General features: G+C 68.2%; 13 protein-coding genes. 7 read left to right on the top strand and 6 right to left on the bottom strand.

The window, feature by feature from the left end:
- The first annotated feature begins 64 nt into the window (after positions 1-64).
- Positions 65-1705 (top strand): SLC13 family permease, encoded by a 1641-nt coding sequence (locus FB384_RS15525; protein ID WP_183783784.1) that lies wholly within the window; start codon positions 65-67, stop codon positions 1703-1705.
- Positions 1706-1741: 36 nt separating this feature from the next.
- Here FB384_RS15525 and FB384_RS15520 read toward each other — a convergent pair whose 3' ends face one another.
- From FB384_RS15520 to FB384_RS15510, 3 genes are all read right to left on the bottom strand, one after another.
- The gene (locus FB384_RS15520) at positions 1742-2476 is read right to left on the bottom strand and encodes a FadR/GntR family transcriptional regulator (protein WP_221212748.1); all 735 of its coding nucleotides are present in this window, start codon (positions 2474-2476) and stop codon (positions 1742-1744) included.
- Between the two features lie 105 nt (positions 2477-2581).
- Positions 2582-3607, bottom strand: coding sequence for an Ldh family oxidoreductase (locus tag FB384_RS15515; protein WP_183783782.1), 1026 nt, complete (start codon positions 3605-3607; stop codon positions 2582-2584).
- Positions 3604-4587, bottom strand: coding sequence for a hydroxyacid dehydrogenase (locus tag FB384_RS15510; RefSeq protein WP_183783780.1), 984 nt, complete (start codon positions 4585-4587; stop codon positions 3604-3606). The genes FB384_RS15515 and FB384_RS15510 overlap by 4 nt, the downstream gene beginning before the upstream one ends.
- Positions 4588-4768: 181 nt before the next feature.
- On the opposite strand from FB384_RS15510, the gene FB384_RS15505 reads away from it, so the two are divergent.
- Positions 4769-5071, top strand: a complete 303-nt coding sequence (locus FB384_RS15505) for a UxaA family hydrolase (protein ID WP_183783778.1) — start codon at positions 4769-4771, stop codon at positions 5069-5071.
- Positions 5050-6210: a UxaA family hydrolase gene (locus tag FB384_RS15500; protein ID WP_183783776.1), complete on the top strand. Its 1161-nt coding sequence runs from the start codon at positions 5050-5052 to the stop codon at positions 6208-6210. The genes FB384_RS15505 and FB384_RS15500 overlap by 22 nt, the downstream gene beginning before the upstream one ends.
- A gap of 72 nt (positions 6211-6282) precedes the next feature.
- Here FB384_RS15500 and FB384_RS15495 read toward each other — a convergent pair whose 3' ends face one another.
- Positions 6283-7206 (bottom strand): YeiH family protein, encoded by a 924-nt coding sequence (locus FB384_RS15495; protein WP_183785600.1) that lies wholly within the window; start codon positions 7204-7206, stop codon positions 6283-6285.
- Between the two features lie 168 nt (positions 7207-7374).
- Here FB384_RS15495 and FB384_RS15490 point away from each other — a divergent pair, with 168 nt between their 5' ends.
- From FB384_RS15490 to FB384_RS15475, 4 genes are all read left to right on the top strand, one after another.
- Positions 7375-8328, top strand: a complete 954-nt coding sequence (locus FB384_RS15490) for a LysR family transcriptional regulator (RefSeq protein WP_183783774.1) — start codon at positions 7375-7377, stop codon at positions 8326-8328.
- A gap of 97 nt (positions 8329-8425) precedes the next feature.
- Positions 8426-9847, top strand: a complete 1422-nt coding sequence (locus tag FB384_RS15485) for an NAD-dependent succinate-semialdehyde dehydrogenase (RefSeq protein ID WP_183783772.1) — start codon at positions 8426-8428, stop codon at positions 9845-9847.
- Between the two features lie 38 nt (positions 9848-9885).
- Positions 9886-11343: an MFS transporter gene (locus FB384_RS15480; RefSeq protein WP_183783770.1), complete on the top strand. Its 1458-nt coding sequence runs from the start codon at positions 9886-9888 to the stop codon at positions 11341-11343.
- A 53-nt stretch (positions 11344-11396) separates the two neighbouring features.
- Positions 11397-12260: an NAD(P)-dependent oxidoreductase gene (locus tag FB384_RS15475; protein WP_183783768.1), complete on the top strand. Its 864-nt coding sequence runs from the start codon at positions 11397-11399 to the stop codon at positions 12258-12260.
- 18 nt (positions 12261-12278) lie between these two features.
- Here the strand turns inward: FB384_RS15475 and FB384_RS15470 are convergent, their stop codons facing one another.
- Both FB384_RS15470 and FB384_RS15465 read right to left on the bottom strand, forming a co-directional pair.
- The gene (locus FB384_RS15470; RefSeq protein WP_323985242.1) at positions 12279-13388 is read right to left on the bottom strand and encodes an acetate/propionate family kinase; all 1110 of its coding nucleotides are present in this window, start codon (positions 13386-13388) and stop codon (positions 12279-12281) included.
- Positions 13385-15769: a phosphoketolase family protein gene (locus tag FB384_RS15465; protein ID WP_183783766.1), complete on the bottom strand. Its 2385-nt coding sequence runs from the start codon at positions 15767-15769 to the stop codon at positions 13385-13387. Before FB384_RS15465 ends, FB384_RS15470 begins: the two co-directional genes overlap by 4 nt.
- Between the last annotated feature and the right edge of the window lie 16 nt (positions 15770-15785).

The raw sequence follows: 15785 nt of genomic DNA, 5'->3' as shown, positions 1-15785 counted from the left end.
AGAGGTAAGACCTCTGGTGGTCTGGGTCTAGTGGTCTGCGTCACTCGTCGGTATGGTGCGGCGCATGGCTACTGAGGTCAACGACAACGCCGGACCCGACGGAGTGTCCGGCGACTCCCGGAGCAGCTCCGGAAGTGATGTCACCTCCGTCCTGCTGTCGGGAACCACATACCGGAGTCTCGGCGAACAAACCCTGTCCCCCACCGAAGAACGCTTCGAACGCGCCCGCCGCACCATCGGGCTCGTGCTGGCGCCGCTGGTGACCGTGGTGTTCCTGTTCCTGCCCACGTCGCTCGACGGTCCGCAGCACAAACTGGCCGCGATCCTGCTCGGAGTGGTCGTGCTGTGGGTCTGCGAACCCGTACCCATCCCTATCGGCGGACTCATCGGCGTATCCGCCATCGTCCTGTTGGGTGTCGTACCGGCCGACGAAGCACTGGCACCGTTCGGTTCGTCGACGATCTTCGTGTTCATCGGCGCCTTCATCCTGGCGCAGGCGATGCTTCGCCACGGCCTCGCGAGACGGTTCGCCTTCCTCGTGTTGTCACTGCCCGGGGTGGGCAAGACGTCGGCGCGCGTGGTGTGCGCGTTCGGCGCCATCACCGCCGTACTGTCCGCCGCGATCTCCAATACGGCTACGGTGGCGATGCTGCTGCCAACCGCCGTCGGCATCCTCGCCGTCATCGCGGAACTCGTCCGCAAGGATCTGCCCGAGGGCACCCCGTTCGACCCGCTGCGCCTGCGCATCGGTGTGGCACTGATGCTGATGCTCGCCTACGGCTCCGGAGCGGGTGGACTGCTCACCCCGATCGGATCCGCGCCGAACCTCATCGGTCGCGAGTTCATCGAGCAGGCCACCGGGCAGCAGATCTCGTTCCTCAGCTGGTTCCTCACCGCACTACCGGTCTGCATCGTGATGTTCCTGCTGCTCGCCGGTGTCCTCCTGCTGCTCAACCGTCCGGAAATCAAGAGGCTGTCCGGCATCGAGGACTACGTGACCGCTGAGCGGGCGAAACTAGGGCGCATGTCGTGGGCGGAACGCAACACCCTGATCGCCTTCGGGGTGACGGTCACACTCTGGATGGTGCCGGGTCTCGTGGCCTTGGTCGCCGGCGACGACTCGGCCGCCTACCGGACGGTGAGCTCCCACCTCGACGAAGGCGTGGTCGCGGTACTCGGGGCGGCGCTGCTGTTCGTACTGCCGACCAAATGGTCCAACCGCGAGTTCACGCTCACCTGGTCGGAAGCCAGTCGCATCGACTGGGGAACGATCGTGCTGTTCGGCTGCGGCATCATTTTCGGCACGCTGCTGGCCGAGACGCAGCTCGCCGAGTCGATCGGCACCGGAGCGGCAGCGATGCTGGGGCTGGGCAGCAACATCGCCATCCTCGTGTTCGCCGTCGTCCTCGCAGTCGTCATCTCCGAAACGACCTCCAACACCGCTGCGGCGTCGGTGGTGGTGCCGATCCTCATCCCGGTCGCGACGGCTGCGGGCGTCGATCCGTTCGTTCCCGCGCTGGCCGCGACGTTCGCGGCCTCGTTCGGCTTCATGCTTCCGGTGTCGACGCCGCAGAACGCCATCGTCTACGGGTCGGGCGCGGTGCCCATCACCAAGATGGTCCGCTCGGGTTTCACCTTCGACATCGCCGGAATCGTCCTGGTGGTGTTGTTGCTGCCGCTCATGGTGGGCATGGTCTTCGGCTGACAGCAACAGAACCCGAACCGTGGCGGTGGAAGCCGGTCAGAGTTCGCCGGCTTCCACCGCCACCGGGTTCTCCGTGTGTCTCCGCGCCGCCGCGTACGCACCGCGGATGTGTGCCCGAGCCGCCGAACGGGCCGCGCGCGAGTCGCCCGCCTTGATCGCCTCAAGAATCCGGGTGTGCTCGGCGGCCGACTTCTCCAACCTGCCCGGCAGGCGCAGCGTCGTTTCCATGCCGGTCACCATGATCTCGTTCAGCACCCCCAGGGTGCGCATGAGGAAACGGTTGCCCGCAACTCGCACGACCGCCTCGTGAAACGCGGCGTCCAGTCGCTGCACCTCGTCCCAGTCGACCGGATCCCGCGTGGCCTCGATGAGCTTGTCGTACGCGTCCTGGAGCCACTCGATGCCCACCTCGGTGCAGTTCTTCGCGGCCCAACCGGCGGCGGGCACCTCGAGTACCTCACGCATGGCGAACAGCTCGTCGAGGTCGTGCTCGTAAGAGGTGAGACTGTGGGTCAGCCGCTTCGTGGTCGCAGGCTCTTCGACGAACACGCCCTGACCGTGCCGCACAGCGAGCCGACCGCGCGCGGACAGGGAGCGGATGGCCTCGCGCAGCGACGGACGGCTCACGCCCAGCATCGTGGCCAATTCCCGTTCGGGCGGAAGACGATCACCCGGCCTCAATTGCTCCGCCGTGATCAGTTCCTCGATCCGCTCGGCGATCCGCGCGGCGAGCGAACCCGGTGGCTGAATCGGCTCCCACAGATTGTCCAACGCCTCATCCTTCCGGCCAACTGGTCTGGCCAGTCTACCTTCGGAATGGGGACGACCCCGGCACGGGACACGGCCGTGGCACGGTGCCCCCTGCCCGGGTGAACGTCACACCTGCGCAGCGGTCGTATTCAGGCGTTTCGCCCAGTCGTCCAGGTGCGCCGCGGTGCTGTCCGCCACCTCGACGACACGGTCGTCGGCCAGGTCCGCCGGGCCGATCCGCGAGGCGCCCGGTGTGCGCCCACCCGCGTCGCCCACCTGCTCGGCGAGTGCGGCGAATCGCTCCATCGCGGCCGGATCGAACGCACCGGGACGTACCGTCACCACCAGATGGCCGATACCCTGCGGAACCGCGTCGTCGGCCCGGTTGAACATGTCGGGCACCGCCGAGGACAGGTTGGGGCCCACCAGACCGCCGGTCAACGCTTCGACCAGCAGCGCGATGACGAAGCCCTTGCTACCGCCCATGGGAGCGAGCATGCCCTGCAGGGCTGCCTGCGCATCGGTGGTCGGCTCCCCGTCGACGTCGAACGCCCAGCCCGGTTCGAGCTCGATGCCCTGCTGCGCCCGCCACGCGATGGCACCGCGCGCCACAGCACTGGTGGCCAGGTCGACCACCACGGGCCGCGGCGCCGCGGGTACACCGGCAGCGAGCGGACTCGTCGACAGCACCGACCTCGTGCCCTGCCACGGTGGCATGACCGCAGGGCCGTTGCTGAACACCAACGTCAGCAATCCCTCGTCGAGAGCCGGGTACACGTACGCGCCGAGCGCGCCGCAATGAGACGAGTTCCGCACCGCCACGGCCGCGATGCCGGTCGAGCCACTCAGTTCCGCCGCCCGTTCGGCCGCGCGCCATAGCTGCCAGTGCCCCAGGCCGGCACCGCCGTCGTACACCACCACGCCGCCGGTGTCGGACACCGGCGTCAGTACCGCGTCCGCCCTGCAGCCTCCCGCAGCGAGCCGTTCCAGATAGTGCGGAAGCCGCATGAGTCCGTGCGTGTGCACTCCCCACACGTCCGCCAGCACGAGCATCTCGGCCGTCCGTGCCGCGTTCGGCTCGGGCACCCCGGACGCCGTCAACAGCTGCTGTGCGCGGGATCTCAGCTCGCCGGCTGTCCTGGTGCCGTTCATGCCGGTGTCCACAGGTCGTGCTTGCCGACCGCATTCACCGCGCGGCGCCCGGCCAGCACGGCCTGGACGTCGTCGGCGAGCACCGATGCGATGCGCTCCTGGCTCTCCACCGTCAACCCCGCTACGTGCGGGGTGTAGATCACCGTCGGGTGCGCGTCGAGCGGACTTCGGCCCGGTGGCTCCGACTCCCGCACGTCCAGGCCTGCCCCGGCCACGGTCCCCGACCGCAGTGCTGCCGCGAGCGCCGATTCGTCGATCACTTCCCCGCGGCCCGCGCTCACCAGCACCGCGCCGGGCCGTATCGCGGCGAACGCCTCGTCGCTCAAGACATGCCGAGTCTCGCGGGTCGCCGGGAGGTGGACACTGAGCACGTCGGCGGACCCGAGGACCTCGTCCCACCCCGTTACGGTCACCCCCGCCTCGCGGACGTCCGCCGCCGCCGGATCGACGTACGGGTCGTACGCCAGGACACGCACGTCGAACCCTCGCAGCACGCGCGCCACCGCCATACCGGTGGCGCCGAAGCCGAGCAGTCCCCACGTCTTGCCTGAGAGCTCCCGGCCCGAACTCCGGTTCCATTCCCCGTTCCGGACTCCACGGTCATGGGCGGGAATCTCGCGCAGTACCGCGAGCGCCAACGCCAGGGTGTGCTCGGCCACGCTCATCGCGTTCACGCCGAGCGCCGCAGACACCACCACACCCGCGTTGTCGGCGGCATCGAGGTCGATGTTGTCCAGCCCCGTGCCCGCCCGCGCCACGATCCGCAGGTCCGGCGCCGCCGCCAACATCTCCGCCGTCATGCGCGCCTTGTTCCGCACCACCACTGCCTGTGCACCGGAGAGCGTGTGCCGCAGCAGGTCATCGTCGACCCACGCATCAGGCTCCCATCGGACGTCGTGTGTTCGCGCGAGCTTGTCGAACGCCTCGCCCCACACGTTCTCGACAACCGCCACCGAACCGGCCATCTCCGCACCGTTCATTCGATCTCAATCCTCGTCCCATTGAGGTTTGACCTCTGTCCGATGAACGTAACGCACCGAAGATCGCTTGCCAACACGGCCGACACTGCGAGTGAGCCCTCACCTCGCGTTGACAACGCTTCTCCCCTGCTTCTAACGTCGGAAACGGAAGAGGTAAGACCACTTACCGAAAGAGGAGAACATGTCAGCTCCCCGGCCAGACTTCCTGGCCCATCGCTCGGGTGACGCGGTCGGCGTCGCGGTACGGGACCTCACCCCCGGCCCCGTCAAGGGCGGGTACCTCGACAGCGACGCCGTCGAGGAACTCGAACTCGCCCACGAGGTGCCGCTGGGCCACAAGGTGGCGCTGCGAGACATCCGCAGCGGCGACGACGTCATCGAGTACGGCGTCCGGACCGCCATCGCGTCGCAGGACATCGCACGCGGCGACTACGTCCACACTCACAACGTTAGGAGCGCACGGTGGCTCAGCAGCGTCGCCTGACCGGGTACCGACGGCCGGACGGTTCGGTCGGCACCCGCAATCATGTCGCAATCCTCCCGGTGGACGACCTGTCCAACTCCGCGGCCGAGGGCATCGCGTCGCTGGTGCCCGGCACCCTCGCACTCCCGCACGCATTCGGACGACTCCAGTTCGGCGACGATCTGGACCTCACGTTCCGCACCCTCATCGGCGTCGGCGCCAATCCGAACGTCGCCGCGGTCATCGTCATCGGGATCGAGCCGAACTGGACGGACGTCGTCGCAGACGGCATCGCCAAGACCGGCAAACCCGTGCATCGCATCGCCATCGAGGGACGAGGCGACCTGCGCGTGATCGAGAGCGCCTCGCGGTACGCCAAGAAGTTCCTCCAGGACGCCAGCGAGATCACGCGCGAACAGGTTGATCGGTCCGACATCGTGCTGTCCATGAAGGACGGCGAGTCCGACACCACCACCGGCCTCGGATCCTGTCGTGTCACCGCTCACCTCGTCGACCGGTGGGTCGAGTCGGGCGGCACCATGATCTTCGGTGAGACCAGCGAGCTGACCGGTGGGGAGCACCTCATCGCCGAGCGCTGTGTGAGCGACGAGGTCCGCAAGCGGTTCCAGGGTTTCTACGACGACTACGTCGAGATGATCGAACAGACCGGGGCGAATCTGCTCGGCTCCCAGCCGACGCAGGGCAACATCGCCGGCGGGCTGTCGACCATCGAAGAGAAGGCCATGGGCAACATCGTGAAGACGGGATCCGTGCCGATCATGGGTGCACTCGCCCCGGCCGAAGCACCGACCGGGCCCGGTCTGCACTTCATGGACACCTCATCGGCCGCAGCCGAGTGCGTCACGCTCATGGCAGCCGGGCGCGGGGTCGTCAACCTCTTCCCCACGGGACAGGGCAATGTCATCGGCAATCCGGTCCAACCCGTGGTCAAGATCAGCGCGAACCCGAAGACGACGTCGGCGATGTCCGATCATATCGACGTCGACTGCTCCGACGTGCTGACTCAGGAATCGACCGTGGAGCAGGCCGGAGATGCGCTGATCGACCTGGTCGAACGGACGATCAACGGCCGGGTGACCGCATCCGAGGCACTGAACCACCGCGAGTTCACGCTCACCAAGCTCTACCGCAGCGCATAAGCGATCGACCCCCGCGTGGATGGGGCGCACCTCGACCGGAGGTGCGCCCCATCCACATGTGCGGGTTGCGGGTCAGACCGCCCCGGCCGCCGCCAACGCGGTGTACCCGACGACGGCCACCAGCAGCGTGGACAGCGCCCCGAGCGCGAGCCCCCGCCGGCCTGTCCGGAGCAGGGAACCCAGGTTCACTCCCGTACCGAGGCCGAACAACGCGGCGGCGAACAGCAATGTACCGACCACATCGGACACCGAAAGCAGCACCGATGGCACGGCGCCCGTGCTCCGGACCAGCATCATCACCAGGAACGCGACGACGAAGAGCGGAATCAGCGGCGGACGTTTCCCGGTCGTCGCAGCGCCCGCGGGGCCGTTGCCGCGGCGATTCGCCATGCTTACTCCTGCCACCATGGGGGCCAGCAGCACAACGCGGGTGAGTTTCACGACCACGGCCACGGCCACGGCCGCCGCACCCGCCGGTGATGCCGCGGCCACGACCTGCGCCACCTCGTGGATCGACACTCCCGCCCAGGCGCCGAGTTGCTCGGGCACCATGCCGAGCCACTGGCCCAGCAGCGGAACCACGGCGATCGCCCCGCTGCCGTACAAGGTCACCAGAGTCACACCGGTTGCGACATCCTCCTTGTCGCTGTCGGTCACACTGTCCATCGCCGCGATGGCCGAGGCTCCGCAGATCGAGAACCCCGTGGCCACCAACAGTCGAAGGCCCGGCGACACTCCGATGAGACGCCCCATACCCAGCGTGCCGAAGAACGCCACGAGCACCGTCACCACGACGGCGGCGACCACCCCGGGCCCCAGTTCCAACACCTCGCCGAGCCCGAGCTGCAGGCCGAGAAGCACAACTCCCACTCGCAGGAATCGTTTGGTGGCCCACGCGAGCCCCTCCCGCGCCCGCTCGGGAATCCAGCGGCCGACGGCCACCCCGAGGACCACCGCAACGGTGAGGGCGCTCAGCACCGGCCACAGAAGCGACATCCCGAACGCCACGGCCGTTCCCGCCGTCGCCACCGCGACACCGGGTACGAGTGCACGCCAACGCGCGGACCCGTCCACGATCGACTCTTGCTTTGTCACCACTTCATCGTCGTTTCGGGGCTCGGACGGCGGTACCACCAGCTCGTTCGCACGTCATAACCTCTGGGAATGACCGAACTGCCGGACATCGAATCCCTGCAACTGCTCGTGCTCGTGGGTGAGCACCGCAGCCTCACCACCGCCGCCGCGCAGGTCGGAACCACCCAGCCCGCCGCCAGCAAACGTATTTCCGCGCTGGAGCGCCGACTCGGCGTACGGCTGCTCGACCGGTCCCGCACCGGTTCGACGCTGACGCCGGACGGGCGGCTGATCTGCAGCTGGGCGGAGCGGGTGATCGAGAACGTCAACCTGCTCGTCGAAGGCGTCAACGCACTGCGCAGGGAACGCACCGCCCAACTGTCACTGGCGGCGAGTCTGACGGTGGCCGAGCACCTGCTGCCCACGTGGATCGGTGAGCTGCGCAGACAGGTTCCCGATCTTCACGTGGGACTGCAGGTGCTCAACTCCACACGGGTGTGCGAGCTGGTCCGGAACGGCGAGATCGACCTCGGCTTCATCGAATCCCCCCGACGGCTCCGGAGACTGCGTTCCCAGATCGTCGCCAGGGACAGGCTGGTCCTGGTCGTCGCCCCGGGGCACCGCTGGGCGCGCAGGCGCACGCCCGTCGACGCAGCGGAACTAGCCGCAACCCCGTTGATCAGCAGGGAGAGCGGGTCGGGTACCCGTGACACCGTTGAACAGGCCCTGCTCGCGACAGGCCTCACCCCTGTGGAACCGCTGTTGGAACTGGGCTCCACCACCGCGGTACGCAGTTCGGTCGCCACTGGAGCGGGCCCTGCACTGCTCAGCGAACTCGTCGTCGCATCCGATCTCGCGGCGGGGAATCTGCGGGAAGTGGCCACCTCGGGAGTCGACCTGCACCGGACACTGCGCGCCGTCTGGCACACGGGCGCAGCACCGTCCGGTGCCGCGGCCGAGTTGCTCGCACTGGCTTCGCGCGCCGGCGCCGGGCCCCGTACAACATCGGTGCGCCGTACGCAGTCCGAACGCGACCGCGGCTGACCCGACGATCGATGCGGGACTTGTCCCGCACTCGTGCACCCGCTACCGTCACCCCCGCAAGAGGTAAGACCTCTCGCCAAAACGTGAGGAGTCGTTGATGGGGCAAGGGACCATGCTCGTGAACGGCGAGTGGTTCGACACGGAATCGGTCCGGGACGTACGGAATCCGGTCGATGACACCGTGATCGGAACCGTCGCCTGTGGAGGCGGCGCGGAGGCCACTGCGGCGGCCGACGCCGCGGCCGACGCGTTCCCCGGCTGGGCCGCGACACCACCACGACAGCGCGCCGATATCCTCCTGCGGGCCGCAGACCTGCTCCGCGAACGCTCGACGGAGCTCGGCACGTTGCTGGCCAGGGAGGCGGGAAAACGCCTTCCCGAGGGAATCGGCGAGATCGCCTTCTCGGCCGAATACCTGCGCTGGTTCGCCGAAGAGGCACGCCGGCCTGCCGGTACGGTGCATACCCACGAGGCAGCGGACCGCAGGCACCTCAGCATGCGCAGACCCGCGGGCGTCGTCGTGAGCCTGACCCCGTGGAACTTCCCGTGCTCCATTCAGGCTCGCAAGCTGGCCCCGGCGCTCGCAGCGGGATGCACCGTGGTAGCGCGGGTGTCGGAGAAGGCACCCCTGGCGGCGACCGAACTCGTGCGCTGCCTCCACGATGCCGGTCTGCCGCCGGGCGTGCTCAACCTCGTGCACGGCCCCGCAGCCGAGATCACCGAAGGGTACCTGGGCCATCCGGCGGTGCGGGTCGTCAGTTTCACCGGATCGACCGAAGTGGGCAGGCGCATCATGACCGCCGCCGCCGGTCGGATCGTGCGGCCGCTGCTCGAACTCGGCGGCAATGCGCCCTTCGTCGTGTTCGACGACGCCGACATCGACGCCGCAGTCGAGGGCGCCATGCTCGCGAAGTTCCGCAACACCGGACAGTCCTGCATCGCGGCCAACCGCTTCCTGGTGCACGCAGCGGTCTATCAGCAGTTCACCAAGCGGCTGGCAGCGGCCATGGATGCGATGTCGATCGGCGACGGACTCGCCGAGCCCACCCCCGACCTCGGTCCGTGCATCGATCACGACCGGGTGCGCGAGGTCGAGGCGATCGTCCAGGAGGCCGTCGCCGCCGGCGCACACAAGCTGACCCGTGACACCGAGGTACCGGGCCCGAATTTCGCCCGGCCCGCCCTGTTGGCCGATGTCCCCGGTCACGTCCGGCTGGCGACCGAGGAGGTGTTCGGCCCCGTAGCAGGAGTGTTCCCATTCCACACCGAGGAGGAAGCGCTCGCCGCGGCCAACGGCACCGAGATGGGCCTGGCCGCGTATGTGTACACCCGCGATCAGGCACGCGCATGGCGCTGGTCGGAGCAGTTGGACAACGGCATCGTCGGTGTCAACAATCCGCTTCCCAGTGTTGCGTTCGCCCCGATGGGCGGGACCAAACAATCCGGCCTCGGCCGCGAAGGCGCAGCCGCAGGCATCGAAGAGTTCGAAGAGACCAGGTACGTCGCAATCGGTCTCTGATCCGAGTACCGAACGGCCATGGACAAGGACGTCTCATCATGCCGACCCCACACTCCGACCCGCCCCCTGTCATCTCATCGGCGGCGGACGTCAACGAGCTCATCAATTCCGGACGGGCCAAAGGCGGTAAATCGACGGCGATCACCATCATCGCCCTCGGTGGAATCTTCATCGACGCCTACGACTTCTCGGCGATCGCCTTCGGCCTCAAGGACATCGCGGTCACCTTCGAGCTCAGCTCGATCCAAGAAGGCATCGTATCGGCCTCCATCATGGTCGGTGCGCTCCTCGGCGCCCTGGTCGGCGGATACCTCGTCGACCGCATCGGGCGCTACAAGATGTTCATGGCCGACATGGTCTTCTTCGTCGTCGCGGCCCTGGCCTGCGCGGTCGCACCCACCTTCGAGCTACTCACCGGAGCGCGATTCGTCCTCGGCATCGGGATAGGTATCGACTTCCCCGTCGCGCTGGCATTCATCGCCGAGTTCAACGCGCTCCGCGGCCGCGGCGGAAAGGTGTCGCTGTGGCAGCCGATGTGGTATTTCGCCACCGGCTGCAGCTTCCTGGTGCTGGTGCCCTTCTACTTCCTGATACCGGAATCGGGCCACGCCGACCTCTGGCGATGGGCCGTGGGCTTCGGCGCTGTTCCTGCTCTCATCGTGATGCTCATCCGGCATCGGTACATGAACGAATCGCCCGCATGGGCCGCTCGACAGGGTGATCTACACCGAGCCGCCGAGATTCTTCAGTCGTCGTACGGACTCACCGTCACCGTCGACGACTCGGCACAGGAACCCGCCGCGACAGGGCCGCCGTCGTCCGGACTGCGCGAGTTCGCACGCCTGTTCAGCCCGCGCTACCGAGCACGTACGATTCTGGCCGCGTCGGTGAGCGCGCTGCAATCGGTGCAGTACTACGCCGTCGGGTTCGCGTTGCCGGTGATCATCGCGGCGCTCCTGCACCAGGGCAGACTCACCTCCATCGTGGGCCCGCTGATCTTCAACCTCGTGTTCGGCGTCCTCGGCGGCCTGCTCGGTGTGCGGTTGAGCAACAAGCTCGGCTCCTGGAAGCTCGCGGCCGGCGGCTTCGCCGTCTGCTTCGCGATGCTCATCGGCCTGGGTTTGGTCGGCGACGCAGAAGGCGCGATGCTGATCCTCGTCGGAGCGATGCTCGGGGTGTTCGTGTTCTTCCACTCCTACGGCCCCGGCGCTCAGGGCATGACCATCGCAACCCTGAGCTATCCGACGTCCCTTCGCGGCGTCGGCAGCGGTTTCGGCCAGGCGATGCTGCGCATCGGATCCATGGTCTCGCTGTTCTTCTTCCCCATCCTCAGCGCGAACCTGGGAACCGGCGTGTTCTACGTCGTCGCAGCGGCCCCGCTGCTCGGCCTCCTCGTCCTGCTGGCGATCAGATGGGAACCCACCCGCGTGGACGTCGATGCCGAGGAAGCGGCCGACCTCGCTGCAGCGGCACCCGACCGACATCCAGCCGTGTGACGGCCGTACGCGCACACCCGATCCCCACGCGGGACCACAAAGGAGATGCTCGAATGAGAATCGCATTCATCGGCGCAGGCAACATGGGCGGCGCCGTGGCCCGCCGCCTCGCCACCGGCGGGTACGACGTCCGGGTCGCCGACACCTCGCCGTCCGCAGTGGAGCGCTGTACCGCAGTCGGTGCCGAAGCCGCCGAGAGCGCCGCGGCAGCGGCGAAGGACGCCGACGTCGTGTTCACCAGCCTTCCCACGCCGGAGGTCGTCACGGAGGTGTGGCGGGAGGTGGCACCGCACCTGTCCGGGACCGCGATCGCTGTCGACGTGTCGACCATCGACCCCGCCACGGCCGACCAACTGGAGACCATGCTCGCCGAACACGGTCACGCGTTCGTCCACTGCGCCCTGGGAAAGACCCCGGCCGCTGCGGAGCAAGGCGCCATCCCACTGTTCGCGGGCGGTTCCGGCGCGGCGATCACCACCCTCGCCCCGGTGTTCGACCGGATGGGCGAGCGGACGTACGACTTCGGTTCACCGTCGGCCGCGGCCGTGTTCAAACTCATCTCGAACATGATCGGGATGACGAACGTCGCCGTGCTGAGCGAGGGTTTCACGCTCGCGGAGAAGGCCGGGATCGACCCGGAACTGTTCGCCTCGGCGCTCGATGACACCGGCGCCTACTCGTTCCAATCGCAGGTCCGCCTCCCGTGGATGATCGCGGGCGACGACACGGCCCGGTTCAGCACGGCACTCGCGGCGAAGGACCTCCGACTCGCGGTGGACGCGGCGGGGCGGCTCGGGATTCCCACCCCCGTGTCCGCGCAGACCCTGGCGCAGTTGCTGAGCACCGTGGTGCACGGCTACGGCGACCGGGACGTCGTGGCCATGCGCTCGCTGCTGACGCCACCCGGCCGGGACTGAGCTCCCTGCCCACACCCGTCACTCGGCGAGCGTGCGACGGGTGTGGGCGGTGATCTCGAGGTCCTCCCGAGCGGGGACCACGAGCGTGCGCACCGGCGCCGCTGCCCCGCTGATGTCGGCCTCCCCGGTACACGCCTCGTTGGCCTTCGTGTCCAGGGTCACGCCCAGATACCGCAGTCCACCGGCGGCCTCGGCCCGCACCCGGGCGTTGTGCTCCCCCACGCCGCCGGTGAACACCAGCACGTCGATCCCGCCGAGACTGCCCGTCATCGCCGCGATCTCCCGTCGCAGCCGGTGGACGTACACGTCGAACGCCAGCCGGCACGCCTCGTCACCGGAGTCCATTCCGGACATGATCTCGCGCATGTCGCCGGTTCCGCCGGACAGTCCCGCGAGACCGGACTCGCGCTCCAGCGCGTGTGACAGACAGTCGGCGTCCATTCCCGCCTGTTGCTGCAACCACAGCACCAGGCCGGGATCGACGCTTCCGGTGCGGGTCGCCATCACCAGCCCCGCCAGTGGCGTGAAGCCCATCGTCGTGTCGACCGATCGGCCGCCCGCAACCGCCGCGAGTGACGCGCCGGCCCCGAGGTGGCAGGACACGATCCGCGGTTCCCGCGCCGGTGGCCTCGTCAGCTCAGCCGCCCTCCTGGTCACGTAGGCGTGCGACAGGCCGTGGAACCCGTACCGGCGCAGCCCCCACCGGCGATTCCATTCCGCGGGCAGCGCGTACGTGGCTGCCGCGTCCGGGATCGTCGTGTGGAACGCCGTGTCGAAGCACGCGACCGCCGGTGTGCCCGGCAGCACCTGCGCCACCGTATCGATCCCGGCCACGCCACGCGGCTGGTGCAGCGGGGCGAGATCGGCCAGGCCGCCGATCGCCTCGCGCACCTCGTCGTCGATCCGCACCGGTTCGCTGAACCGACGTCCGCCGTGGACGATGCGGTGCCCCACGGCATCGACCGAGGGCAGGCGGCGCACGAACCTCTCCAGTTCGGCCGTGTCGGCTCCGTCCCAGTTCTCGAGGGCCACGGCATCCACGACCTCGTCGGCGGCGTCGAGCAGCCGTAGCTTCAGGCTCGACGATCCGGCGTTGACCACCAGCACGTGCACCGGCGCTCCCGTCACGACTGCCAGACCCAGTCCCGCACCTCGGGCAGGTCGTCACCGTGCGCGCGGGTCCACGCGTCGTGGCGGGTGCGGGTGTCGACCATGTCCTGCCGCAGCCCCGCTGCCGGAACCCCGAGCTGGGGCACCCGGTCCAGCACATCGATGACCAGGCGGAACCGATCCATGTCGTTACGCACGACCATGTCGAACGGCGTGGTCGTCGTGCCTTCCTCCTTGTAGCCGCGGACGTGGATGTTCCGATGGTTGCGCCGCCGGTACGTCAACCGGTGGATCAGCCACGGATAGCCGTGATACGCCAGCAGCACGGGCCGGTCCGTCGTGAACAGCGCGTCGAACTCGGCGTCCGTCATGCCGTGCGGATGCTCGCTCGCCGGCTGCAGCCGCATCAGATCGACGATGTTGACCACCCGCACCGCCAACTCCGGCAGCCGCTCCCGCAGGATCGACGTCGCGGCCAGCACTTCCAGTGTCGGCGCGTCCCCTGCACACGCCATCACCACGTCCGGTTCCCTGCCGGCGTCCGAACTCGCCCACTCCCAGATGCCAGCGCCGCGGGCACAGTGCAGCACCGCCTCGTCGGCGTCCAGCCACTCCGGCGTCCGGTTCTTGCCCGCCACCACGACGTTGACGTAGTCGCGGCTGCGCAGGCAGTGGTCGGCCACCGACAGCAGCGTGTTCGTGTCGGGCGGCAGGTAGACGCGGATGATCTCGGCCTTCTTGTTCATCACGTGATCGATGAACCCGGGGTCCTGGTGCGAGAAGCCGTTGTGATCCTGCCGCCACACGTGCGAGGTCAACAGGTAGTTCAGCGATGCGACGGGCCTGCGCCAGTCGAGTCCCTTGCTCGTCTTCAGCCACTTCGCGTGCTGGTTGAACATCGAGTCCACGATGTGGATGAACGCCTCGTAGCAGGACAGCAGCCCGTGCCTGCCGGTGAGCAGGTACCCTTCGAGCAGGCCTTGGCACACGTGCTCGGACAGCATCTCGATGACGCGCCCGTCCCTGGCCAGGTTTTCGTCCGTGCCGCGGAGCTCGCCGAGCCACTGTTTCGCGGTCCCGTCGTAGACCGCGTCGAGCCGGTTCGACGCCGTCTCGTCCGGGCCGAACAGGCGGAAATTCCGGTGATCGTCGTTGGCGCGCATCACGTCCCGCAACCAACGTCCCAGCACCCGTGTCGGCTCCGACATCGTCGACCCGGGCTTCTTCACCTCCGAGGCGTACTCGCGGAAATCGGGCAGTCGCAACGGTTTCAGCAGCAGTCCGCCGTTGGCGTGCGGGTTCGCCCCCATGCGGCGGCCGCCCGCAGGGACCTGCGCCACCAGCTCGGGACGGGGCGCACCACGCTCATCGAACAGCTCCGCCGGCCGATAAGACCGCAGCCACGACTCCAGTTGCTCCCGATGCCCGGCGTTCTCCCGCACCTCGGCCAGCGGGATCTGGTGCGAACGCCACGTGTCCTCGATCGGCATACCGTCCACTTCGATCGGACCTGTCCATCCCTTCGGGGTGCGCAGCACCAAGACAGGCCACTGTGGACGGCCGGTGAGTTCTCCTTCGCGTGCGCTGTGCTGGATGACGTCGATCTCGCCCATGATGCGGTCGATCGTGGCGGCCATCTCCCGGTGCATCGTGGCCGGCTCGTCACCGTCGACGTAGTACGGCACGTAACCGCAGCCGCGCAGCAGCGCGTCGAGCTCCTCGCGCGGGATACGGGCGAGAACCGCCGGGTTGTCGATCTTGTACCCGTTGAGGTGCAGGATCGGCAGCACTGCACCGTCGGTTGCGGGGTTGAGGAACTTGTTGATGTGCCAGCTGGTGGCCAGCGGCCCCGTCTCCGCCTCGCCGTCCCCGATCACACACGCGACCAGCAGGTCCGGGTTGTCCAGCACCGCACCGTAGGCGTGTGCCAGCGAGTAGCCGAGCTCTCCGCCCTCGTGGATCGAACCGGGCGTCTCCGCGGCCACGTGGCTCGGCATGCCACCGGGGAACGAGAACTCGCGGAACAGCCGGCGCATGCCTTCCTCATCCTGCCCGACGGCGGGATAGGCCTCCGAATAGGTACCTTCGAGCCAGCTGTTCGCCAGCAGGCCAGGACCGCCGTGGCCAGGGCCGATCACGTACATGACGTTGCGGTCGCGGCGCCGGATCATCCGGTTCAGGTGCGCGTAGACGAAATTCAGACCGGGGGTGGTGCCCCAGTGACCCAGCAACCGCGGCTTGAGGTGCTCGACCCGCAGCGGCTCCCGTAGCAGCGGGTTGTCCAGCAGGTACAACTGCCCGACCGACAGATAGTTCGCCGCGCGCCAGTACGCATCGAGTGCGTGCAACTCGTCGTCGTCGAGCGGATGAACATCGGTCACGGTCGCCTGTCCGGCCATGTCGGATCCCCTCGTG

This window comes from Prauserella sediminis (genome assembly GCF_014195435.1).
Classification (GTDB): Bacteria; Actinomycetota; Actinomycetes; order Mycobacteriales; family Pseudonocardiaceae; genus Prauserella; species Prauserella salsuginis.
This window is presented reverse-complemented; position numbering and strand designations above follow the sequence as displayed.